Annotated in this window: 20 protein-coding genes; 19 read left to right on the top strand and 1 reads right to left on the bottom strand. The window is 38.8% G+C overall.

Going from position 1 to position 22,978, the window contains the following annotated elements:
* Nucleotides 1-3: 3 nt before the first annotated feature.
* From QUB80_RS18805 to QUB80_RS18785, 5 genes are all read left to right on the top strand, one after another.
* A complete protein-coding gene (locus tag QUB80_RS18805) occupies nucleotides 4-843 on the top strand; it encodes a nitroreductase (RefSeq protein WP_289791040.1) in 840 nt (279 codons plus the stop codon).
* 614 nt (nucleotides 844-1,457) lie between these two features.
* Nucleotides 1,458-2,528: a photosynthetic reaction center family protein gene (locus QUB80_RS18800; RefSeq protein ID WP_289791039.1), complete on the top strand. Its 1,071-nt coding sequence runs from the start codon at nucleotides 1,458-1,460 to the stop codon at nucleotides 2,526-2,528.
* A gap of 1,036 nt (nucleotides 2,529-3,564) precedes the next feature.
* Entirely contained in the window at nucleotides 3,565-4,251 is a 687-nt protein-coding gene (locus tag QUB80_RS18795) for a LabA-like NYN domain-containing protein (RefSeq protein WP_289791038.1), read from the top strand.
* 738 nt (nucleotides 4,252-4,989) lie between these two features.
* On the top strand, nucleotides 4,990-5,910 hold the full coding sequence (locus QUB80_RS18790; protein WP_289791232.1) for an ATP adenylyltransferase family protein: 921 nt from the start codon (nucleotides 4,990-4,992) through the stop codon (nucleotides 5,908-5,910).
* The gene (locus tag QUB80_RS18785) at nucleotides 5,903-6,154 is read left to right on the top strand and encodes a hypothetical protein (protein WP_289791037.1); all 252 of its coding nucleotides are present in this window, start codon (nucleotides 5,903-5,905) and stop codon (nucleotides 6,152-6,154) included. Before QUB80_RS18790 ends, QUB80_RS18785 begins: the two co-directional genes overlap by 8 nt.
* A 29-nt stretch (nucleotides 6,155-6,183) precedes the next feature.
* Here the strand turns inward: QUB80_RS18785 and pdxR are convergent, their stop codons facing one another.
* On the bottom strand, nucleotides 6,184-7,683 hold the full coding sequence (gene pdxR, locus QUB80_RS18780) for a MocR-like pyridoxine biosynthesis transcription factor PdxR (protein WP_289791036.1): 1,500 nt from the start codon (nucleotides 7,681-7,683) through the stop codon (nucleotides 6,184-6,186).
* 284 nt (nucleotides 7,684-7,967) lie between these two features.
* On the opposite strand from pdxR, the gene QUB80_RS18775 reads away from it, so the two are divergent.
* The 14 genes from QUB80_RS18775 (at nucleotide 7,968) to QUB80_RS18710 (ending at nucleotide 22,662) form a co-directional block, all read left to right on the top strand.
* A complete protein-coding gene (locus tag QUB80_RS18775) occupies nucleotides 7,968-9,329 on the top strand; it encodes a cytochrome P450 (protein WP_289791035.1) in 1,362 nt (453 codons plus the stop codon).
* Nucleotides 9,326-9,601: a hypothetical protein gene (locus QUB80_RS18770; RefSeq protein WP_289791034.1), complete on the top strand. Its 276-nt coding sequence runs from the start codon at nucleotides 9,326-9,328 to the stop codon at nucleotides 9,599-9,601. Before QUB80_RS18775 ends, QUB80_RS18770 begins: the two co-directional genes overlap by 4 nt.
* Nucleotides 9,561-10,271, top strand: coding sequence for a hypothetical protein (locus QUB80_RS18765; RefSeq protein WP_289791033.1), 711 nt, complete (start codon nucleotides 9,561-9,563; stop codon nucleotides 10,269-10,271). Before QUB80_RS18770 ends, QUB80_RS18765 begins: the two co-directional genes overlap by 41 nt.
* Nucleotides 10,210-10,359, top strand: a complete 150-nt coding sequence (locus QUB80_RS18760; protein WP_289791032.1) for a hypothetical protein — start codon at nucleotides 10,210-10,212, stop codon at nucleotides 10,357-10,359. Before QUB80_RS18765 ends, QUB80_RS18760 begins: the two co-directional genes overlap by 62 nt.
* A gap of 187 nt (nucleotides 10,360-10,546) precedes the next feature.
* A complete protein-coding gene (locus QUB80_RS18755) occupies nucleotides 10,547-11,005 on the top strand; it encodes a nuclear transport factor 2 family protein (protein WP_289791031.1) in 459 nt (152 codons plus the stop codon).
* Nucleotides 11,006-11,031: 26 nt separating this feature from the next.
* Nucleotides 11,032-11,910 (top strand): dioxygenase family protein, encoded by an 879-nt coding sequence (locus QUB80_RS18750; RefSeq protein ID WP_289791030.1) that lies wholly within the window; start codon nucleotides 11,032-11,034, stop codon nucleotides 11,908-11,910.
* A 560-nt stretch (nucleotides 11,911-12,470) separates the two neighbouring features.
* A complete protein-coding gene (locus QUB80_RS18745; RefSeq protein WP_289791029.1) occupies nucleotides 12,471-12,728 on the top strand; it encodes a CTB family bacteriocin in 258 nt (85 codons plus the stop codon).
* A 358-nt stretch (nucleotides 12,729-13,086) separates the two neighbouring features.
* Entirely contained in the window at nucleotides 13,087-13,404 is a 318-nt protein-coding gene (locus QUB80_RS18740) for a hypothetical protein (RefSeq protein WP_289791028.1), read from the top strand.
* Between the two features lie 84 nt (nucleotides 13,405-13,488).
* On the top strand, nucleotides 13,489-15,639 hold the full coding sequence (locus QUB80_RS18735) for a peptidase domain-containing ABC transporter (RefSeq protein WP_289791027.1): 2,151 nt from the start codon (nucleotides 13,489-13,491) through the stop codon (nucleotides 15,637-15,639).
* A 99-nt stretch (nucleotides 15,640-15,738) separates the two neighbouring features.
* Nucleotides 15,739-17,151: an HlyD family secretion protein gene (locus tag QUB80_RS18730; RefSeq protein ID WP_289791026.1), complete on the top strand. Its 1,413-nt coding sequence runs from the start codon at nucleotides 15,739-15,741 to the stop codon at nucleotides 17,149-17,151.
* 292 nt (nucleotides 17,152-17,443) lie between these two features.
* Nucleotides 17,444-18,151 (top strand): hypothetical protein, encoded by a 708-nt coding sequence (locus QUB80_RS18725; RefSeq protein WP_289791025.1) that lies wholly within the window; start codon nucleotides 17,444-17,446, stop codon nucleotides 18,149-18,151.
* Nucleotides 18,152-18,316: 165 nt separating this feature from the next.
* Nucleotides 18,317-18,994, top strand: a complete 678-nt coding sequence (locus QUB80_RS18720) for a response regulator transcription factor (RefSeq protein ID WP_289791024.1) — start codon at nucleotides 18,317-18,319, stop codon at nucleotides 18,992-18,994.
* 325 nt (nucleotides 18,995-19,319) lie between these two features.
* A complete protein-coding gene (locus QUB80_RS18715) occupies nucleotides 19,320-21,209 on the top strand; it encodes a CHASE2 domain-containing protein (protein WP_289791023.1) in 1,890 nt (629 codons plus the stop codon).
* Between the two features lie 715 nt (nucleotides 21,210-21,924).
* On the top strand, nucleotides 21,925-22,662 hold the full coding sequence (locus QUB80_RS18710; protein WP_289791022.1) for a DUF928 domain-containing protein: 738 nt from the start codon (nucleotides 21,925-21,927) through the stop codon (nucleotides 22,660-22,662).
* Nucleotides 22,663-22,978: the final 316 nt, after the last annotated feature.

Below are 22,978 nucleotides of genomic sequence, written 5' to 3'. Positions count from 1 at the left end.
CCTATGTTTGCAATATGGGATGCTCAAAAGATTCAAGAAATTGAATTTCCCAAAACAGGTACAACTGTTGATAAACTCAAGTTTTTTTTGAATTATACACTCTTAGCTCCATCTAATTGCGATACCCAACTTTGGTTTTTCCAAGTCGTAAATGAAGCGATAATCCTTTATGCTAATCGAAGTCCTGGTTTACCTACCACTGATACTTATGAGCGAGAATTAATGATTAGTTGTGGGATGGCATTATTTAATCTTCGGCTTGCCTTGCGTAAGTTTGGTTATAAAGGCGAAATTACAACTTTTCCCGATTCAATCAACCCAGATATATTAGCCTATATAAAGCTAGGCGAACCTATACTCATAAGTGCTGATGAGCAAATGCTTTTTGATGCTATTTTTAACCGATGCATCAATTGTAGTGAATTTCAAGACTGGAAGATTCCTCAATCGCTACTTTCATGGTTGAAAGCAGATGCAGAGCAACAAAAGACATGGTTATATATTGTTAAGAGCAATACAACCCGTCAAGCGATCGCAGAATTAGTAATACAGAGTGTAGACACACAACAGCTTTATCCTAGTACGAGCTGTCAATTAATAACTCAATCACCTGTGGTTGCAGTACTAGGTACAAAAAGCGATCTACCTGTCAATTGGCTTAATACTGGGCAAGCTCTAGAGCGAATATTACTGCGAGGACAGGCGATAGGGCTAGCAGCATCATTTTTAAATCAGGTAATTAGACTACCACAGTTGCGAACCCAATTAAATAACCTGATTTATGAACAAGGCTACCCGCAAGTTCTTTTACTGATGGGTTTTTCTCGTAATTATTTTACCTAGCCTAAGCGCTTTTACTTCGAGCTAGACAGTTATTTAATTTTATCACCCAATCAAGTCTGAAAATTGATATTCTTTCTGGATCCTTCTTGAAATCAAAAAAATCAAACAATACTTCACTATTTTTGTGGAATAAGATAGCCAAAAGTATTGCAAAGTTATTTGACTATTTTGTAAGTATTGAAAACACATTTTCTACAATAAAGGTATAGCAGAGAATAGGTTGGGATAATAGGATTAAAGCTCTCTTGCCGTAAGGTTTTTATCATCAATTTATGTCTTAAATTATCTGCCAACTGCTATACAGGTAATTATAGAGAGATTTAATCCTCTTAATACCTTAGTTTAGCAAGCTAAATGATGCTGATTTTTGTAAATCAGAGTAAAACAACATAGAAGAACTCTATCAAGAATAGAGTCAAAAAAAAAGTAATATTTGGGCTTTTTTGCTTATAAATGGCGAATGGTTTAACTTTTGATTACAACTTAGTAGAGAGTTCTGTAAGGCTGAGTTATTGCCACAGAGTTTGCAGTTTTTTCAGAAATTAGATTTTTTGCATTTTGCATTCATTCTTCAAAAAATAATACATATTTTTTTCTCAAAGGAGGTATAGACAATGACTACCATTGTTCAACGTGGAAAAGAATTTGAGCTTGTCAAGCAATGGGATCGATTTTGTGCGTGGATTACCAATACCAATCATCGGATTTATATCGGCTGGTTTGGTGTGCTGATGATTCCTACTCTATTGGCTGCTACTATCTGTTTCATTCTCGCTTTTATTGCTGCTCCTGGCGTAGATATGGAAGGTATTAGAGAACCAATAAAAGGTTCTTTACTTGACGGCAACAATTTAATTACAGCTGCTGTTGTACCAACTTCAGCAGCGATCGGTTTACACTTTTATCCAATTTGGGAAGCTGCTTCCATTGATGAGTGGCTTTATAATGGTGGCCCCTATCAGTTGATTGTGCTGCATTTTTTAATTGGTATTTGGTGCTACTTAGGGCGACTTTGGGAACTTAGCTATCGCCTTGGTGTGCGCCCTTGGATTTCTGTTGCTTTTTCTGCACCAGCTGCTGCGGCAACAGCCGTTTTGCTAGTTTATCCTATTGGTCAAGGTAGCTTTTCTGACGGTTTACCTTTAGGTATTACGGGGACATTCCACTTTATGATGGCTGTTCAAGCAAATCATAATATCCTTATGCATCCCTTCCATATGCTAGGGGTTGCGGGAGTCTTTGGTGGTGCTCTATTAAGTGCCTTACACGGCTCATTAGTTACCTCAACACTCATCCGCAACACAGACGAAAACGAATCCATAAACGCCGGGTATAAATTTGGGCAAAAACAAACTACTTACAGCTACTTGGCAGGACACTATGGTTACTTAGGACGTCTCCTAATTCCTTCTTTTGCTAGCCGAAATCACCGTGCTTTCTATTTCCTGCTAGCTGCTTTGCCAACAATAGGTATTTGGTTTGCAACCTTTGGCGTTTGCTCGATCGCCTTTAACCTTAATGGCTTTAACTTTAATCACTCTGTCTTGGATAGCCGAGGAGCAGTAATTCCAACAGATGCTGATATCCTCAACCGAGCTAATCTGGGTTTGCAAGCAATGTATGCTCTCAACACCCACCACTTCCCACCTATTTTATCTAGCAGTACATCGATCCCAGTTAGTTGAAGCATAGGCACTGAGTTTGTGTTTTAAGGCTAAGTTTAAGGGTGAAAGGGGAAAAGTATGAGAGTTTCTCGAAGAACTTTCTTCTATCTCTTACACCCTTACATCAGAAGAAATTTAAATGGAATCTGCTGTTAGCCAGTTATTTAGAAAATTTATCATCAACTGGACATGGCACTACATATAGTTTAGAATGCTCTTGACCATTACTAGGTAGCTTGCAATTTTAACTAATTTAGGGTGTAAAAACTATATTTTAAAAAAGTAATTTAAATTCAAAATACTTATCATTACTATAACATATTTGTATTTTTCTGAAATTAAAGTGACTATTAAATAACAATATAGTAGCAAATAGTAGTCAGAAATCTAGGGAATTAACTAAGTTTAGAAGTATGATTATATTGATTCAAATCAGTATAATCTTGAGTTTATATCAATTTATAATTAGTAAATTAAATGACTTTTTCACAATCATTGCTTTCTATTCGGTTTTACAGGTGCAAGTCCTTGCTATATCTGGAGTTTTATAAAATACATGAATATTTAATTCAAAGTATAGTACTAATAATTAGGCAGTATAGAGAATTGCCTAAAGTAAGATTATCTCAGTAATTAGCTAATGTAAAAAGAATATTATTTAAAGGTTGTTGCTTATTTAACTACCAATCATAGTAATTTCTTTTTATTGATTATCATTTTCCAACTTCTAATTTGAGCAAGACCAATAATCTGATGCAGTCATGATTAGCAAGCTAGGTACAATACAAATAGATGTAGATGCTGATAATCTACTCGGTTTCTCCCCGCTTGCCACGCCGCTTTTGGATTGAGCGTACCTCTAGACTAAAGTCAGAAACCAACGGTCAAATCTCCAAAAGCCCTGAGCAAACCATAACTTAATGAATAGTGAAAAAGAGGCCATGTTTAGTTCTACCTAGTTCTGTCATCACATCTCTACGAAAGTTAGGTGCTAGCACAAATAATTTATTGGTTAGTCTCCTAAAAGACTTTCTTAATTTAAAATCCAGAGGTATCAATGAATTTTACTACTTTTAGCAAACACACAAATCAATATAAGTATTTAAAAGAAAGGCCACAATGGCGGGGAGAGCATCTGATGGATACTGGTATCAAAATTGAAGAGCCAAAGATGCTAGACTCTTCAGTTGAATCCAATATTTTCAATAACTTAAATCGCGGTCGAGTTGCTATCTTTATTGATGGTTCAAATTTATTTTACTCAGCATTACAACTTGGAATTGAAATTGATTACGCTAAACTACTTTATTGTCTAACTGCGGGTGCAAGGTTACTGCGAGCTTTCTTTTATACAGGATTTGATCGGACTAACGAAAAACAGCAGGGTTTTCTTCTCTGGATGCGTCGAAATGGTTATCGTGTGGTGACAAAAGATTTAGCCCAACTTCCAGATGGTTCAAAAAAAGCAAATTTAGATGTAGAAATTGCTGTGGATATGATGAATTTATCTCCCCACTACGATACTGCGGTTTTAGTTAGCGGAGATGGAGATTTAGCTTATGCTGTGAATGCAGTTAGTTACCAAGGCGCTAGAGTAGAAGTTGTCAGTGTGCGCTCAATGACTAGCGACAGTTTAATTGATGTGGCTGACTGCTTTATTGACCTTGATACTATCAAACAATATATTCAAAAAGACCCTTCTTCAGGTTATAACTACCGTCCTCTATCTAACACGAGTTTGTGATCAGCAAAACTAAAGCATTTCAAAGAACCTGAAATTTTTACTGGACAATGAAAATACGTTGATCGGGTAAAAACGCTGTCCTAAGAAATTTCCTAAATCCACCTTTAGGATGTAGGTGGCTTTTGTGATGCTAATATTTATGTGCGTGGCAAAAAAAGGTGCTAACTTTATCCCTGGTATTATTTAGGAAGCTATTATTAATATTTTTCTTTACATCAAACACTGCGCGATAATTAGAGACGTTTACACTGCAAGCAGTTTGGACAGTAATTTTGCTTTTATATAACGATAAATAAAAGTTATTCTAATTTATATTAGGCATACATTTGTAGATATTTATTTACATAACTAATTAAACTAAACACACTAAGTTGAGTTGAAAGTTTCTTTGTGTAGCTATACTTTGTATAAATTAAAATAAGTTGTACAAATAATATAGAGGTCTTCAACGGTATTACTGAATCTAGTACAACGTGGTGGAAATAAAGCAACCATTAAAAATTGACGAAAAGCCTATTTCGTAAGCTTTTTGACTTTTGAGTTTTGACTTCCCCGCGATGGTACTAGGCTATCTCAATAATTTTGTACAGGTGCGGAATCAGCCTCCGGCAATGCCTGTAGCGTATGCTTGTGTGCTGTAATTCAATCAAGCCCATTTGGCGGTAAATTTAAACTGAGCAGCTACGTTATCTTTATCAAAACTTTATTATCAACATTTTGACAATGTCTAAAGAAAAGCTGGTAGAAGGAAAAATATTGCTCAAACCTGGGACTTTATGGACAAAAGTTAAAGAGCAAACAAAATATGCTCTCTCTAGTGGTGCATTGATTCCCATACCCACAGAATCTGAATTTATAGAGCAAGATGGCGTGTGCTTTTTGGTACGGATTTTGTCCAACCTTGTTCGCAAAGATGAAGCCAAGCAGAAACAACAAAAGCAAAGCACCTCCTCCAGTAAAGATTTTAATCCTTTTCTTCCCTATGAAGAGGATTTATTTGTTGCAGATATTTCTGATACTCATGTATGTATTTTGAATAAATACAATGTTGCTGACTATCACCTGCTGCTAATTACCCGTGCTTTTGAAGAACAAGAAAACTGGCTCAATCTGCAAGATTTTGTAGCTATGTGGGCGTGTATGACAGAGTTTGATGGTTTGACGTTCTACAATGCTGGGAAAATGGCTGGTGCTAGTCAAAGACATAAACATTTGCAAATTGTACCACTGCCACTTGTACCAAAAGGCCCTCAAATTCCGATTGAACCTTTACTCACATCTGCTCAATTTCAGAACTCAATTGCAACTATACCCGGACTTCCTTTTTTACACGCCTTTGCCTTCTTAGATTCCTGTTTAGGACAGTCTTTATTCTCAACTGCCGAGAAAACACTGTTGTGCTATCACTCATTGCTTAAGGCAGTAGGTTTAGAAGTAGGTGAGGGTAATAGACAAGCTGGTGCTTACAATCTTTTAGTGACACGAAAATGGATGCTGGTTGTACGGCGATCGCAAGAATATTTTGAGTCTATACCTGTGAATTCTTTAGGTTTTGCTGGTACTTTGTTTGTGAGAAACGAAGAACAAATGCAGTTTCTTAAACAACATGGCCCTATGACTATTTTGAAGAATGTCGCTGTGCGATCGCTGAATGGATAGTAAAAGTAACGGTTGTGGGTGCTGGCATCATGGGATTATGGCGCTCTACCGTGATGGGCATCAAGTGACTGTGTACGAGCAGGGAAAGCTTCCAAATCCGCTTGGCTCATGGGTAGATCAACATCGTCTCATTTGCTTTCCCTACGGTAGGGAGTTGGGTTACACCCGCATGGTTTTTGATGCCTATTGGGCATGGAAACAGCTATGGGCGGATCTTGGTAAGCAACTTTATGCACCCAATTGATATTGCGAAGTCGAAATTACTCTGAGTATTTAAATTGCCCGCAAAGCTGTTGCCAATCGGTGTACTCCGTCGTGAATTTCATGAACGTCTACAGCAGCATAGCCGAGTAGAAGCCCAGCCCTTGTTTCGGTCATACTAAACAATGACAATGGCATGGCGTCAATCCCAACAGCCGCAGCTTGCTGTGATGCTAACTTGTCATCCATTCCTGGTGGCAGCCACAGCACAAGATGCATTCCTGTTTCGGGAGCGTAAACTTCTAAATCTAGTTCACGCTCCAATGCTGCAACCAAAGTGGCTCGACGTTGGGTATAAAGCGATCGCATCCGGCGGATATGGCGATTAAAGTGTCCTTCGTTCATAAAATCGGCAAGTACAGCCTGCTCAAGTATTGGTACGCGAGTGCCGATAAAATGGCGGGCGGTAATAAAAGCTTCTACTAAATCAGGTGGCACAACAAGATAGCCCAATCGCAAAGCGGGAAAAAGTACTTTGCTAAAGGTGCCAAAGTAAATTACACAGTTGCTACTGTCAATTCCTTGTAATGCAGTTAGCGGTCTTCCAACAAAGCGATACTCACTATCATAATCATCTTCAAGTACCCAAGCGCCATTTTGATTTGCCCATTCCAGCAGTGTCAACCGCCGTGCAAGACTCATAGTTACCCCAAGCGGAAATTGGTGTGAAGGTGTCACGTACACTAGACGTGCCTGTGGATACTTTGCGATGCCAGCAGTGATATCAAGCCCTTCTATATCAACTGGCACTGGTATGACATTAGCTCCTGCTCCGAGTAGAGCACCACGAGCGCCCAAATAGCCAGGATCTTCCATCCAAACAGCATCACCTGGATCGAGCAGTACTCGTGCTGCCAAGTCAATCCCCCCCTGGAATCCTGCAACTACGATTATCTGAGTGGGTGTGCAACGAACTCCGCGTGCTACAACAATATGAGCTGCTATTGCCTCGCGCAATGGGAGATATCCTGCAAGATCGCGATCAGTAAGCAAGTTTTGCAGCGAGTTCCTGGCTCGACGCGCAATTAGCTGCGACCATAGTTCATGGGGAAAAGCATTAATCCCAGAGATTCCCGCTCGAAATATCCGCTGTTGCTTTCCTCTTGAAGTTTGCAGTGGCTTAGGAATTAAAGGAGTTTGTGCTAAGGCTGTACCCCGTTGAGAGAGCCTTTGATGACGAGATTGGTTATGCTTCAATTGAGATTTAGATTTAGTATTGGCACATAAAAGCAAAGTTTCGGGCAAAACTTGAGCTACCGTAGTTCCACTTCCCACTTTGCCTTCTACATAACCTTCAGCCAGTAATTGCTCGTAGGCAAGCAGAACTGTATTGCGAGAAACTCCTAACTCGCTTGCTAAAGAGCGTGTGGAAGGAAGTTGCACACCGGCTGTCAGTTGTTCTGTCAGGATAGCCAAGCGCAGTCTTTCATACAATTGGCGATATAGTGGTGTAGAGTCTTGAGGCTGAAGTTCAAGTATATTTGTGATGCCAGACTTTACTTGGTTCGCCATAAATTCTCCGATTACCAGGTAAGAGCGCGAAACACGAAAATGGCACCATTAATTGCACAATAATTGGCACTTTTATTCAAACTAATAGCATTATAAGCTGATGCACAGACAAAAAATTTATGAAAACCTTTCTTCCCTAATCTAAGCGCCTAAGTGTCGCTAAACCCTGAGTTTGGAAAAGAGCGATCGCCCCAACAGTTTTGTTTAAATACATATACATAAATATTTACCATTTTCAACACGACTGAAATCGCTGTATTTCTTTACTGTTCCCTTGCCTTCATATGCAATTACCTAATACTCTCAATACTCCCTCCTTTCTCCAGAAACTTCATTGGGTTGCCGATCCCGTAGGATATATGGAAAGCGCCGCTCAAAAATATCCCGATTTATTCACGGCTGAAATCGTAGGTTTTGGAGATACAGCTGTATTTGTACAGCATCCTAAAGCACTTCAAGAAATTTTAACCAACGACAGAAAGAAGTTCGCTGCCCTTGGTGAGCCGAATAAAACCTTGGAACCATTAGTTGGGAACTTTTCAGTGATCATGCTGGAGGGAGAACGCCACAAACGACGGCGGCAACTGTTGATGCCTCCTTTTCATGGCGATCGCATGAAAGCTTACGGCAAGCTTATTTGTAATCTAGTCGAAAAAATCTTTAGTCAGTTACCAAAAAATCAGTCTTTCTCTGCTAGAACTACGATGCAGCAGATTTCTTTGGAAGTGATTTTACAAGCTGTTTTTGGTTTGTCTGAGGGAGAACGTTACCAAAAACTCAAGCGCTTGCTGATATTGATTACAGATCTGTTTGAGTCTTCCTTTACTTCTGCTTTCATCTATTTCTCTTTTTTACAAAAAGATTTAGGTGCTTGGAGTCCTTGGGGAAAGTTTGTGCGTATCAGGCAGCAAATTGATAAATTACTCTATGCAGAAATAGCAGAACGTCGGTTAAAAGCTGATCCCAACCGCATCGATATTCTTTCCTTACTCATGTCAGCACAGGATGAACAAGGCAAATCGATGAGCGATCGCGAGTTGCGCGATGAAATGATGACATTGCTGTTAGCTGGGCAGGAAACCACGGCATCGGCAATGGCTTGGGGTTTGTATTGGATTCACCGTTTACCAGAAGTACGCGAAAAACTGCTCCAAGAAATAAATACCCTGGATGATTCTGCCAGCCCGATGAGCATTGTTCAACTACCTTATCTGACTGCTGTATGCAATGAAATCTTGCGAATTTCTCCTGTAGCAATGCTTACATTCCCTAGAGTGGTACAAGAACCAACTGAACTCCTCGGATATGCTTTAGAACCTAGGACAATACTAATGGGCTGCATTTATCTTTTGCATCAACGTGAGGATTTATACCCGCAGCATCAGCAGTTTTTGCCTGAACGCTTTCTCAACCGTCAATTTTCTCCCTATGAATTTATGCCATTTGGTGGTGGTGTTCGTCGCTGTATTGGCGATGCTTTGGCTCCGTTTGAAATTAAGCTTGTCTTGGCAACTATTGTGTCACGCTATCAACTAGCGTTGGTTGATCATCGACCAGAACAGCCACAACGCAGAGGCATTACTCTCGCACCAAAGAGTGGAGTCAAACTGAGATTTTGCGGTGAGCTAGGAGAATATAAGCAATGAAATCACTTGGTATCGCTTGTACATCCGGTAGTTTTAAAGGTGTATTTATTCATGGTATTTTAAGCGCTTTTGAGTCAATCAATATCCGTGCTAATGCTTATGCTGCTGCATCATCTTCTACTTTGTTAACTGCCTGTGCAGCTATTGGTAAAGCGCTTAAGCTCATCCCCCGACTGAAGTCTGGCGGATTTCGCGGGCATCGGGAATTGGGAATTGGGCATTGGCCAATGCATGAATGCCCCTTGCCCCAAGACGACGGACGACGGTTCTGAGCGCCCCTTAAAGGAACGGGCTTCCCCGTCGTCTTTTGGTGAGGTTGGTATTGAGTACTGGTATCAAGCAATTAAGTTCTCAGAACAATCAGCTAGTAACATGAGCCAAACAGTTCTCCAAAGTCTTAGAGAATATGCTCCTATGTTACGCACGCACCTATTTTTGCCTGGTACACCGCGTTTAATTGTTGCAACCAGTGCTGTTGTTACATCAGAGGGTGCTGAAGAAACACAAGGAAATAAAGCCAGGCGGTTGGGGCGTCAATTATTGGTTAGTTCTGCACGAGGCGATCGCACATGGGTAGATAAGCATCTTGTGACTCACTTATTCGACAGTGCTGGCTCTGAAAACGCTCTACAACTCACTGCAAATAATTTTGACGAAGTTGCTTATGCATCCACGCGGATGTTGCATGCATGGGATATTCCTGCTTGGATAGACAAACAGCCATATGTTGATGCTTCCTATACTTGTTCTTGTCCGGCTGTGGAACTAGCTCAATTAGGATGTAGCGAAGTCATTGCCGTGGCTACTGAACCAGGTGATTTGTATCGAGATTTATTTCAATCTGCTCTGGTTCCAACTTCCTGGAAAGATGTACCAATTCATGTTAGTCAAACCAGATCTAGATTTAAAGGGACTTGGCGTAGACTTTACTGGCGCGACTAAAGATGGTTTGCGTGCAGCATATCAGCATGGTGAAAACAAGGGGAAAGAATTTATCTCAATGTTTCCATCCCTAGAAGCGATCGCTTGATTTTTCCTTTCACTAACATGAGAACGCAAAATCCAAAATGGCACCATTGATTGAACAATAATTGGTGCTTTTATTTATCATCAGCTAGTTCTATCCTGAAAATATGAATTGAAGAGAATTGAAGATTAAAAAGAAATACAAAAACACTCCTCTCTTCAACAAAGTTTGTTAGCAAAGGAGTTCAGCCATGAAGAACAACACTCCTGACAGCATCGCTAAGTTAGGCACACAAGCAGGAAGAGTAGCCATGAAATCTGCTGAAATTTTGGCGATCGCTCAACCCGTGCAAGAAGTCGAGCAACTGGAGGAACGACGCTACCAGGCAATGCTTGCTAAAGATATCACTTTGCTGGAACATCTGCTATCGGAAGATCTGAGCTACGTACATTCAACAGGATTCGTTGATAGTAAAGCCAGTTACATTGCATTTGTGCGATCAGGCGGCGTTCAGTATCAGCAAATTGAGCGTGAGAATTTGGTGGTGCGTACTTACAGCGATACTGCTGTTGTCACAGGCAGGATCTTGATGACTGTTGTCATTAAAGGTGAAGTCAGGTTTATAGACAATGTTTTTGTGAATATTTGGGAAAAGCGAAATCAGGGCTGGCAGTTTGTCCATTGGCAATCTACGCCTATCTCAAGATAAGTTTTCATTCAATCAGGAGTTAAGTCATGAATACTATTACTCTGGACAACATCACTCAGGCAGTGATTAATCATGGCGATGGAGCAAAGACGCATCCAAGACTCTACGAAATTTACAAAAGCCTAGTTACACATCTGCATACCTTTGTGCAAGAGGTGAATCTGACTGAGCAAGAGTTGCAGATGGGGCGTGATTTCTTTACTCGTGTAGCTCGTTCTTCTGGTGATATGCCGGATGGAGAGATTGCTATGCTTACAGACTTGCTGGGAATTTCGGAATTGGTGGATTTGCTGCACCGCACGAACCATGACACGGTAACAGAAAGCACTTTGGAAGGGCCAATGTACGTACCGGATGCACCAGAGCGTCAGATGGGCGATCGCCTGGGAATTGATCAGGATGGCGATATACTTTTTATGTCGGGGGGCGTCTTTGATATCAAAGGCATCCCAATTGCCAATGTACTCATTGATGTTTGGCAGACTAATTCAAAAGGTTTGTACGATATCCAAGATCCCAATCAACCAAAAGGTAACTTCCGAGGACGCTTCAGGACTAATACAGAAGGTTATTATACTTTTGAGACTGTAGTTCCAATTGGATATGATATCCCTACGAACGGGCCATGTGGCGAGGTACTACGGCTGTTAGGACGGCACACTCACAGACCTGCACATATCCATTTCAAGCTTAGTGCAACTGGCTTTAATCCGCTGACTACGCAGACATATTTGAATGATGATCCCTACATTTCTTCGGATACGGTTTTTGCGGTAGTCCCCTCCACCATAATTACGCTGCAAAAACATTATGCGCCCAACGAAATATTAGTAAGTAATCAGAGTAAACTTTTTTATACTGTCAAATTCGACTTTGTTCTAAGTCCAATTACTGAAGATGTCTAATCTTCATTTGTTTTTATTTTTCAGATATCATCCGGAACCATTCAATCAGATTGTGTATCCCTTTTTATCCTTCTAACACATAAATGCCTGATTGCAAGATCCCCGACTTCTTAGAGAAGTCGGGGATCTGAGTTTGTAGATTCTCTTTTTTACGGCTCGCCATACCCGCCAGTAGGGTGTGTTGCGCGCGGCTTTAAAGCACCGTCAGATTGTGTGGTGCGTACGGCTAGTTTATACTCTTTTTAACTCTCACATCCTTGTATAGCCGTAACACATCCTACTGTAATTTTTATTAATTAGAGTTTTTTATTTTTAGTCAATCTTCCTTAAGAAGGATATTAATATAATCTGCTATGTATTTTTCGGAAATGTTATTAGTATAATCCTACAATTTGCAGTTCTAAATTTGGCAACTAAGTTTACACAAAGTGTAAATGACTTACCTATTAGCAACCGTATATCGTAGTAAACAAGCAAAGAGGTTGAGCGCCCGCAAGGTAATCAACTAAAGTAACAAACAATCAACACCAATCTTTACACAAACGAAGGAGTTTAAAACTATGTCTAACCAAGATTTCGCAACTGAATTGTTTGCTGACGTAACTGAAGAACAACAGCAAATGGTTGCTGGAGGATCTTACTACGGCTACGACGGTATCTATTTCTCGAAGTTTGCTTCTTTCCTTAAAGATGTTGATATTAAGGAAGTAACTGGTGTAGTATCGGCTGGACCAGGCGGAGCTTACTCTGCTAATACTATCTTTACCGTCAGTGACTATACAAGTTCTTACGCTAGTGACTTCGCAAATATCAAGTAGTAACTTGATAAACCTCTGGAAGTAGGTAATTAGTTTAGATTAGGCAATTAAATTGATAAATTATTTAATTGCCTAATTTAGATTCCAGAACTATGAAGCTTTATTACATCATAAATAGACTGAGTATTTTGGTGTATAATTCATCAAAATTATTTGAGTATAATTCTGGAATCCTTCTTTAATTTTGCTTCTTTTTTGTATGGTTTTTTTGTATAATTCAGTCTAGCTATCAGCTAATTATAGGGTAAATTTCGTAGATATCATGCAAAGTCATCGAATATCTAACCCTTTTCGGCTGATAGCTTACTGCTTATGTGCAAAAAAATTCACGAAGGTTAATCAGTAAAGAGGTGATGGAGTGGCTAACTATAATGAGTTCAAAAACTCTGATTTATTTACAGATTTATCAGAGCAAGAACAGGAAATTGCTACTGGAGGATATAGTTTTTTCATTCAAAAAACAGATATAAACTCATTTGCCAATGATGAAAGCTCTTTATCTGATGGTTCCGTTAGCTTTTCTTCCAAGAAAAGTGCTGCATATAATCTTTCGCAAGTCACGTTTGGATTTGATTTAAATTCTCTTTTGGGAGAAGGGACTATAAGCAGGGTACGTAGATATGGTTTAAGCCCATTAAATTTGATTTACCGCTTGCTTGCTTATATGTTCATGTAAAAGACATCCAAAAATTTTAGAAACAGGTAAATAGATTGATAACTCTTTTGGTTTTTGGTTTTCAATCTTTTGGGCGGGTTACCAATGAAATATAAAGTTGTTAAACAGCATAGTGAAGAAGACTGCGGGGCTGCTTGTATTGCTTCCGTTGCTAAATATTACGGGCGTAACTTCACCTTAAATCACATTCGTGAAGCGGTAGGCACCGGACAGTTTGGAACGACTTTACTAGGGCTGAAGCGGGGTGCAGAAACACTTGGGTTTAATGCCCGCCCAGTTAAAACTTCACCAGAAATTTTGAACCGAATTAAAGAAGCACCTCTACCAGCAATTATTCACTGGCAAGGTAATCATTGGGTTGTCTTGTATGGTAAGAAGGGCAATAAATGTATAGTTGCCGATCCAGCAGTAGGCATTCGTTATCTTTCTAAAAAAGAAATAGCAGATAATTGGACAGATTGGTTGATGCTGCTATTGCAGCCAGATCCAATTCGTTTTTCTGCGCAAAAAGATGATGAAATCGGTGGTTTCTGGCGTTTCTTTAAAAGAGTTTGGAATTTTCGCGGCATTTTAGCGCAAGCTTTACCATTAAATTTGCTTTTGGGGGTACTGTCTTTAGCATCCCCTTTTTTGCTGCAAATTCTCACTGATGATGTATTAGTTCGGGGAGATACAAGGTTGCTTACTACTGTAGCAATTGCTGTAGTGGTAATGCATTTTATTTCTAAAAGTCTTTCATTTGTACAGTCTAACTTAATCGCTCACTTTGCCCAACGTCTACAATTAGGTTTGGTGTTAGAATTTGGGCGACAAATACTGCGGTTGCCTCTTTCTTATTATGAAGCCCGGCGCAGTGGCGAAATTGTTAGCCGCTTGCGAGATATTAATCAAATTAATCAGTTAGTTTCTCAAGTTATTATCGGTCTACCCAGTCAATTTTTTATTGCGGTAGTCTCTTTTGGCTTCATGCTATTTTATAGCTGGAAACTAACTGCTGTAGCTGTAGTTATAGCTTTGGCAATGACTATATCTACAATTTTATTCTTGCCAACTTTACGCGTAAAAACCCGCGAACTTTTAGTCCAAGAAGCGGAAGCTCAAGGTGTTTTAGTCGAAACATTTAAAGGAGCTATTACACTTAAAACTACCACAGCAGCACCCCAATTTTGGGATGAATTTCAAAGCCGATTTGGTCGCCTTGCTTCTCTGACTTTAAGTACCATGCAAATTGCGATTGTCAATGGTACATTCTCAGGATTCGTAGCAGCAATTGGTGGTGTAATTTTATTGTGGTTTGGTGGCAATTTGGTTATTCAACCACAAGAAAATTTAAGTATCGGGCAATTGTTGGCATTTAATGCGATGAATGCCAATTTTCTGGCTTTGATTAGTAGCGTCATCAGTTTTGTTGATGAATATACTCATGCCAAAACTGCTGTTCAGCGTTTAACAGAAGTAATTGACTCTACCCCAGAAGATGATCAGGATGGTAAAAAACAGTTTGCCAGAATTCCTGGAGATGCAGACATTATTTGTACTAATGTTAACTTTCACTACGCTGGTAGACTGGACTTACTTCAAGACTTTTCATTAACAATTCCAGGTGGTAAAGTTATCGCCATAATTGGTAAATCTGGCTGTGGTAAAAGTAGTCTTGCCAAATTGATTGCTGGTTTATATCAACTGCAATCGGGTAATATCCGGATTGGACTTTATAATTTAGATGACCTTGCTCTTGATTGTTTGCGGCAACAGATAGTTCTTGTTCCCCAAGAAGCTCACTTTTGGAGTCGTTCGATTGTTGAGAATTTTCGCTTAGGAACACCCCATGTTGCATTTGAGGAAATTGTCAAAGCTTGTCAAATTGCCGAAGCTGATGAATTTATAAGTAAGCTGCCTGACAAATATCAGACTATTTTAGGGGAGTTTGGAGCTAATATTTCTGGCGGACAACGTCAACGATTGGCAATAGCAAGAGCTATTGTTAACGATCCACCAATACTTATTTTAGATGAATCGACTGCTGGGCTTGATCCAGTGAGTGAGGCACAAGTTTTAGATAGATTAATAGAGTATCGCCGTGGGAAAACGACGATTTTGATTAGTCATCGTCCTAGAGTAATTAATCGTGCTGATTGGATCGTGTTTTTAGAGCAGGGTAAGTTAAAAATTCAAGGTTCTTTGGAGGAATTAAGCTCCTTACCAGGGGAGCATTTAGATTTTTTAACTCCTTAAAAGAAGTAGTGGTTAGTAAATAGTAAGAGTAAATATTATTAACTAGCTACTAATGATAGCCATTAATTGATAACTAACAACTAACAACTAATTAGTAATATGCTCTTCACTCACAATCAAAAGATACTCCCATCGGTTAGCACTGACGAATTTCTGCCTCCCGTCAGTCGTTGGACATCTCTAGCGGGACTATTTCTTATTATCAATTGTTGCGGGGCGATCGCTCTAGCTTCATATATTAAATATAATGTGACAGTGAAAACTCCTGCGACTGTTCGTCCGGCTGGTGATATTCGCATAGTACAGCCGGAAAGAGAAGGCACTGTTAAAGGAATTTATATTAGAGAAAACCAGATAGTCAAAAAGGGAGATATTATCGCTCGCCTCGATGACACGGAAATAGATATTAAAAATAGCCAATTACAAAGCAGTATTCAAGATAGCAAGTTACAACTAGATCAAATTGAAGCCCAAATCATCGCACTAGATAATCAGATTAATGCTGACAGGAAGCTGACAGAACGAACGATTATTTCGGCAGAAGCTGATTTGGTACGTAATCAAAGAGATTATCAAGATCAGCAAGTAAAAACTCAAAACGATTTGGCAGTAGCACAAGCCAACTTGCAAAAAGCTGAGGCGGGCTTACAAAAAGCCAGAGCAGACTTAGATTTTGCCATCCAAGATCGCGATCGCTATCAGGAGCTTGCACAGCTTGGTGCAATTGGCAAGCGTGAATATGAACAGAGAAAATTAGCCGTCAGGCAAGCAGAATTACAAGCTGAAGCTGAACAAAAGGCTATTGATATTGCTCGTGCTAACGTCGAAACGGCAAGAGCTGCTCTCAACCCCAGTACAGCAACTCTCGCGATCGCTAAAGAAAGAATTGCCCAAGAAGACGCTAAAGGTGAATCAAGTATTGCTGCTTTTGTGAGGGAGAAAAATGCCTTAATTCAGCGAAAAATTGAAATGCGCAATCAAATTAGACAATATCAAAAAGAAATACAAAGAAATATTTTTCACAGGCAAACTAGTGTAATTCGTGCTACTAGTGATGGTGTCATCCTCAAGCTCAATCTACGAAATATCGGGCAAGTTGTACGTGCCTCAGAACCAATTGCAGAAATAGTACCTGATTACGCGCCTTTAGTTATTAAAGCAATGGTTCCCGTATCTGAAATCAAAAAAGTCGAAATCGGGCAAAAAGTACAACTGCGCATCGATGCTTGCCCCTATCCTGATTACGGTACTCTCAAAGGTAGTGTTAGCAATATCTCACCAGATGCGATCGCACCAAGTACTCAAAATACGGCTACAATGACATCAGCAGCTAGTAGTGGTGGTGCTAGCTACTTTGAAGCAAGTATTCAACCTGAAAAACTAAGTTTTGGAGATTATAATAAAACTTGCAATCTGCAAGTTGGCATGAATGCTACGGCTGATATTATCTCCAAAGAAGAAACAGTTTTGCAATTTATACTCAGAAAGGCAAGGTTAATGACAGATTTATAGTCAAGATATCCCTTTGATTTTAAAAATTTTAAGTAGATAGAACAATCTTTTCAACTTCTGCCTTCTACTTAATTCTGACATTCTCTTTGATAATGTCAGCTTTTCTGTAGTATTCACTGTTTTTTCAGCAATAAAATACTTTGGTTATTGATTATGCAGTTTTCTGTAATCCAAATATCTTATTCTGGCAATTATCTTGTCTGCTTTCAACGATTTATTTGGCGTATTTATGCCATATTCTACTTAATATTGACCTCTTACAGTAGGAAAATAAATCAAAATACAATGGCCTGTGAACAACCAACTAACCATACAAATTATAATTTTAATAGTCTACATTATTACACTGATTTTGTTTGTTAAATCCTATTATAAGGTTCAACAAGCGATACAGTGGTGGTCTTGTCAGCAATCTCTAAAACTCTTCCTAGAAGCAGAAAAAATTCGAGACGATTTATTACAAGAATCTTTTATAATTCGGCGGAGTTTAGAACTTCTACCAGTAGAGTCTAGGGAATTATCGACAAACAAAACTCAAGAATTTTTAAGAAAAATTGATAATTTTCATCAATCATTGGCTCAATTGAGCGATCGCTTATTTCCGGTATACCTTCAAGACAGTCTACCATTCGCTATTCAATCCCTATTGGAGCCTTGGCTTGTATCTTATTCACATATATATTTTCATATTGATTTACCCAGTGCTTGGCGACAAGAACCAACAGAACGTAGTTTAGTAATTTTAAGAGCTTTAGAAGAGTTACTAAAAATTACTCTTTCAGAAGCTTCAACACAAACTTCTATTTATATTAGATTAGAACAAAAAGCTAATTTAGGAAATTTATCGGTACAAATCAATTATCCTGATGTATCTACTCTTGTATTTTATAGAAACTTGCCAGAGTTAGATTATCTTTGTGAAAGTTTTAAATTTTTAACATCAGGTAAATGTGTTTGTCGAAGTAAAAATCTGAGCTTAAATTGCCAATTTTCTTGGTAATTGACAAGAATTTAGCTTTGTCGATTGTTTACTATCACATTTATTTAATTTTATATATATATAAATTTAAATTTACTACTTTTAACATAAGTGATTTTATTGGTGTAAATTAATAAACACAACACATAACACATAATAATTTACTCATAGTGGGGGGTATTAACTATGAGACAAGTTTTATCAAAAACAGCTTTACTAAAAATTCTCGTCATTGACGATCACGAATCAGTTGTAGGTGGAACTATTGATGTTTTGCGAAATAAATATCCAGATGCTGAGTTTATCACAGCTTTAACTGCTCAACAAGCGCTCTCTCAAGTATCAAGCATACAACCAGATCTTGTAGTTATGGATCTTTCTCTTCCAGAAAGCCCTGGCAAAATGGCACGACCGGAGACAGGTGTAAAATTACTGAGAACTTTAATGCAACATTATTCTAGCCTCAATATTGTAGTCCAAAGCGCTCATGTCAGAACATTGGTCAGAATTCGACCCGATATTGATGCTCATAAAGGGGGTTTTACTGTTGCAGATAAAAGTCTTGCTAGCCAGGAGATGTTAACTAGAGTAGATTGGGCGCTACAGGGATTAACTCACACCAAAGACATTAAAGGAATTCATTCTGGATTTGAGGTGAAACCGGAATGGCTAAGAGTGCTAACTCTTGCATTTGAGGAAGGATTAACAGATAAGGCAATTGCCGAGCGGATGTGTGTTGGCGAACGTATGGTGCGTCATTACTGGAGCAAATTGCAAGATGCTTTAGACGTTTATCCTGAAGAGGGAAAGAATATGCGAATTCAAACGGAAATGCGAGCAAGGGAAGAAGGATTAATAGATTAGTCATTGGTAGGGGCAGATTTTATTTATAATCTTTCACTGACATCGACAATTTATCTTTTAAACCCGCCCGTACTAGAGGCGGGTTTTGTTGATTATCTTGCTATTCAAACAGACAATTTATCTTCTAAACCCGCACAGCGCTTCTTTGGGCAACGCACTGGCTCCGTAAGGGCGCGCTGCCTCCCGTACAGTATTTAGTAGGGGCGAGTTGATTGTAGATATGTTGTCGTTAAAGACAGATTGCGGTTAACACCGCCTTACAGTAGTTAGTGATAGATAAATAATTTAAAAACTAACTTTTGACAGATGACAAAAGAAAACAATTATGCAGAGATTGTGGAGCAGAGTCAAAGAAGAATTCGCTATCTGGCGGGTAGGTATATTACCAGGAATGGCAGTAATTGGTCTGGTAATAATTGCCCGTTTGACTGGTTCCATGCAATCCTTAGAGTGGCTAGCCTTCGATAATTTTCTCCGTCTGCGTCCTGTTGAACTTATTGATGAACGTATTGTAATTGTTGGAATTAACGAACAAGATATTCGTAATCTCAGGAAATACCCCATACCAGATCGAGAAATTGCAGCATTACTTTATAAATTACATTCTTTGTCTCCTAGAGTCATTGGTTTAGATATTGTCAGGGATTTACCTGTAGAACCTGGGCATACTGAACTTGTTACTGCATTTAATCAAATCACAAATTTGATTGCGATTGAAAAAGTATTACCTGAGCAAATAGCCCCTCCGCCCACACTATCTGGTGAGCGAGTTTGTTTTACTGATCAAATTACAGATGCTGATGGCAAGTTGCGGCGAAGCTTGCTCGCAACACCAACACCGCAAGGTTATAAATTTTCTCTATCTCTTTGTTTGGCAAAAGCTTATTTAGCTTATGAAGGTTTGAGCTTAGAAAACGGTATTCGCGATCCTGATGCAATGAGGTTTGGTAAGACTGAGCTACCGAGGTTTTTTCCAAATTCTGGCGGATATATTAGATCCGATGCCGGTGGAGTGCAGGTGTTGCTTAATTTTCGTAGTGGCGCACAGCGATTTAGGATTTTATCTTTAAACGATATTAAAACGGAGAACTTTAAACCGGAGTGGATACGCGATCGCGTCGTCATTATTGGAATTACTGCCTCCAGTGTTAAAGACTTCATTACGACTTCTGCGGTTATATCAACCAAACCTGCTAGCGGACGAATTTTTGGAGTAGAAGTTCAAGCCCATGCTATTTCCCAAATTATCAGTGCAGTGCTTGATTCTAGAGCAATGTTGAATTCTTGGTCAGACTGCTGGGATTATATATGGATATTAGGCTGGGGTACCTTGGGAATTGCTTTAGCCAAACTTACCAAGTCTCCATACATAAATCTCTTCGCTGTCGGTGTTGCTGGCAGTAGTTTAATTATTATTAGTTACTTACTTCTTTTTTACTGGGGTTGGTGGGTTCCATTAATACCAGCAATACTGGTTTTAAGTTTGAATGGTATTGCAATGACTGCTTTATATCAATATGACCAAGCATTACGTTCTAGAATTGAAGCCCGTCAAGCCTTAATTGAGCGTACATTTGAAACTATTCACAACGGCCCTTTGCAAACTCTTGCTAAAGCATTAAAGCGTGTACGAGAAAAAGATGCAAGCGATGAAGTACCCATAACACTAGAAAAAGATTTGGAAAAATTAAACTATGAACTGCGAGGAATATATGAATTTTTACAACGAGAACCTCTATCTCAAGATAGAAGTCTTTATTTAGGAAATGGTTTATCTATAAGTTTGGAAGATCCTATTCATGCAGTTCTTTATCAAGTTTATAATCACACGCTAGAGCGAGAATTTCCATGCTTTAGTAGTTTGAAAGTAAAAATAGTAACATTCGATCCTATAGATGAACGCTGCTTGAGTATCGAACAAAAGCGTGGACTGTGTAGGTTTTTAGAGGAAGCCTTGTGCAATGTGGGCAAGCACGCTATAGGTGTAACTCGTCTAGAGGTTAGTTACACTAAAAACGAAGGCTGGTACACTCTGAAAATTATTGATGATGGCTTAGGAATAGTTTCTTATCGAGAAGGTCGGGGAACACAACAATTTAGAAATTTGGCTAGACAATTGAAAGGAAAATTTACGCGATTGCCCCTTTCTCCTAGAGGAACTCTGTGTGAATTATCTTGGCCAGTGACTAAGTTCTTCCTTTGGAGAGTTTTTTAGTAAAATTTAGTTGTATCACTTAATAATTACTTAATATTAATTTAATATTAAATTAATTTTTTGGCTATAAAAAACTTTGCATTCTATTTACTGGTAAAGTTAACAAAATGTAGTTAAGTAAATATTATAGTGCAATCAAAAATCTAAAAAAAAATCTAAAAATTTATACTGCGGATTGAATGTGAAATTGAATTCAGATATTTAGTTGTGACTACGGAGTGAAAAAAATTAGTCCTTATTTGCTAAACATTAAAGAGAATGAGATTTGAAAAGCACAATTGCAACTTCACAAAAACTTATTTCTGTATATGTAAAATTTTTATCATAAAACTTCAATAAGGCAAAAGTGATTATACTGGCAAATAAAAATTAGATACAAATTCTAGATAGCAAAATTCCATAAAAATTAATGTATTTTTCTGTAAAATAAAAGGCTAAAATCAGAAATGTATTGAGACGTTTCTAGTAATACAATATATGGTAAATAGTTCTTTAACCCTCTATAGTTACTTCTATCAAAGTGCTATATGTACTGCTCATATGCAAGAATCTTGTCAATCATAATCACAACCAAGCAATTTAAAGAATAATTCTTGAGTGTGAATATCCAACAGTAGATTCAACAAGCTTGTAGTAGTAGAACCGGTTTGTTATCTGACTAGAGTAATCAAAGAGGGTAAATTTATAAACCTTTTATTGATAACTTTCTAGTGCAATGCCAGAGGGAAAGATGATGATTCGCAGAAAGTGGCTCTTGCACAAATCTTTTAATCCCAGGGTTTTATTGGTTAGTGCTTTGACAATAACGCTTTCGTTGACTCAGGTGACGTTAGCTGCCTATCAACCACCGCGTGATCAAAAATCGCCAAGTGGATACACAGACTCATCAGGAACAAGAGGAAGGTGCAAGGCTTCCCAAGCTACGTCTTTAAGACTACTTGCTCCTGTCACTCACGTTGGGCAGACTACTTCATCTCACCCAACCTTTGCTTGGTTGCTACCCAGTCAAGAAAAAATACCACTCGAATTTACGCTTTATAAAATAGATAACAATGACCAGCTCAATTTGGCTTACAAGTTGGAAGTGCAGAGTTCTCCTGGCATCATGAAGTTATCTCTACCACAAACTTTACCAGGTTTAACTGCCGATCAAAGATATTTATGGCAAGTAGAAGTCTTGTGTAATCGCAACCGTCCATCACACAATCTAGTTGCTAGGGCAGAACTTGATATTGTAGCAATGCCACCAAATTTGAAAAATCTACTAGCTCGCAGTCAAAATCGCTTGCAAAGAGCTAGCCTGTATGCCGAAGCTGGTATGTGGTATGACGCACTAGCCGAAGCTCTAGATTGCAGCAAAGGAGAATTGGGAAAAGTGGCAACTAGTTTGCTGCAAGACCTTGCTAATTTAGAAAAACCATCCAAAGATGGGATTTCTCTAGGCATACCTTAGCTCATTACTTAGTTGTTGCTCAATTGCGGTATCAAGCGGGATGCCCAGATGCCCCCTTTAATTTCCTTCTGCCCTCTGCCAAATAACTTCTGCCTTCTTCAATACTGCTTGCAGCAGAAGAAATGCGATCGCATGATGACTGTAATATCACTACAAATAGGTAGGCTTTTATCCAGTTGAACCATAAAAAGCTTCTATTGCTAGCCTTACTGCACCTACATAGCTAGTGTGCCAGTTGCGTAAGTTACACACTGATTGTAAGAAACCTATCTAAAAGTAGATTTCGCTAGGTTCTGATCAAGTACTACTGTGGGAT

Source organism: Chlorogloeopsis sp. ULAP01, assembly GCF_030381805.1.
Lineage (GTDB): Bacteria > Cyanobacteriota > Cyanobacteriia > Cyanobacteriales > Nostocaceae > Chlorogloeopsis.
Note: the sequence above shows the minus strand (reverse complement) of the source record. Positions and strands in the feature narration are given on the sequence as shown.

What these genes read in the sequence shown, in the direction of transcription:
- QUB80_RS18805 (WP_289791040.1), top strand. Translation starts at nt 4, where the DNA reads ATGTTTGCAATATGGGATGCTCAAAAGATTCAAGAAATTGAATTTCCC.
- QUB80_RS18800 (WP_289791039.1), top strand. Translation starts at nt 1,458, where the DNA reads ATGACTACCATTGTTCAACGTGGAAAAGAATTTGAGCTTGTCAAGCAA.
- QUB80_RS18795 (WP_289791038.1), top strand. Translation starts at nt 3,565, where the DNA reads ATGAATTTTACTACTTTTAGCAAACACACAAATCAATATAAGTATTTA.
- QUB80_RS18785 (WP_289791037.1), top strand. Translation starts at nt 5,903, where the DNA reads ATGGATAGTAAAAGTAACGGTTGTGGGTGCTGGCATCATGGGATTATG.
- pdxR (WP_289791036.1), bottom strand. Translation starts at nt 7,683, where the DNA reads ATGGCGAACCAAGTAAAGTCTGGCATCACAAATATACTTGAACTTCAG.
- QUB80_RS18775 (WP_289791035.1), top strand. Translation starts at nt 7,968, where the DNA reads ATGCAATTACCTAATACTCTCAATACTCCCTCCTTTCTCCAGAAACTT.
- QUB80_RS18770 (WP_289791034.1), top strand. Translation starts at nt 9,326, where the DNA reads ATGAAATCACTTGGTATCGCTTGTACATCCGGTAGTTTTAAAGGTGTA.
- QUB80_RS18765 (WP_289791033.1), top strand. Translation starts at nt 9,561, where the DNA reads ATGAATGCCCCTTGCCCCAAGACGACGGACGACGGTTCTGAGCGCCCC.
- QUB80_RS18760 (WP_289791032.1), top strand. Translation starts at nt 10,210, where the DNA reads ATGTTAGTCAAACCAGATCTAGATTTAAAGGGACTTGGCGTAGACTTT.
- QUB80_RS18755 (WP_289791031.1), top strand. Translation starts at nt 10,547, where the DNA reads ATGAAGAACAACACTCCTGACAGCATCGCTAAGTTAGGCACACAAGCA.
- QUB80_RS18750 (WP_289791030.1), top strand. Translation starts at nt 11,032, where the DNA reads ATGAATACTATTACTCTGGACAACATCACTCAGGCAGTGATTAATCAT.
- QUB80_RS18745 (WP_289791029.1), top strand. Translation starts at nt 12,471, where the DNA reads ATGTCTAACCAAGATTTCGCAACTGAATTGTTTGCTGACGTAACTGAA.
- QUB80_RS18735 (WP_289791027.1), top strand. Translation starts at nt 13,489, where the DNA reads ATGAAATATAAAGTTGTTAAACAGCATAGTGAAGAAGACTGCGGGGCT.
- QUB80_RS18730 (WP_289791026.1), top strand. Translation starts at nt 15,739, where the DNA reads ATGCTCTTCACTCACAATCAAAAGATACTCCCATCGGTTAGCACTGAC.
- QUB80_RS18720 (WP_289791024.1), top strand. Translation starts at nt 18,317, where the DNA reads ATGAGACAAGTTTTATCAAAAACAGCTTTACTAAAAATTCTCGTCATT.
- QUB80_RS18715 (WP_289791023.1), top strand. Translation starts at nt 19,320, where the DNA reads ATGCAGAGATTGTGGAGCAGAGTCAAAGAAGAATTCGCTATCTGGCGG.
- QUB80_RS18710 (WP_289791022.1), top strand. Translation starts at nt 21,925, where the DNA reads ATGCCAGAGGGAAAGATGATGATTCGCAGAAAGTGGCTCTTGCACAAA.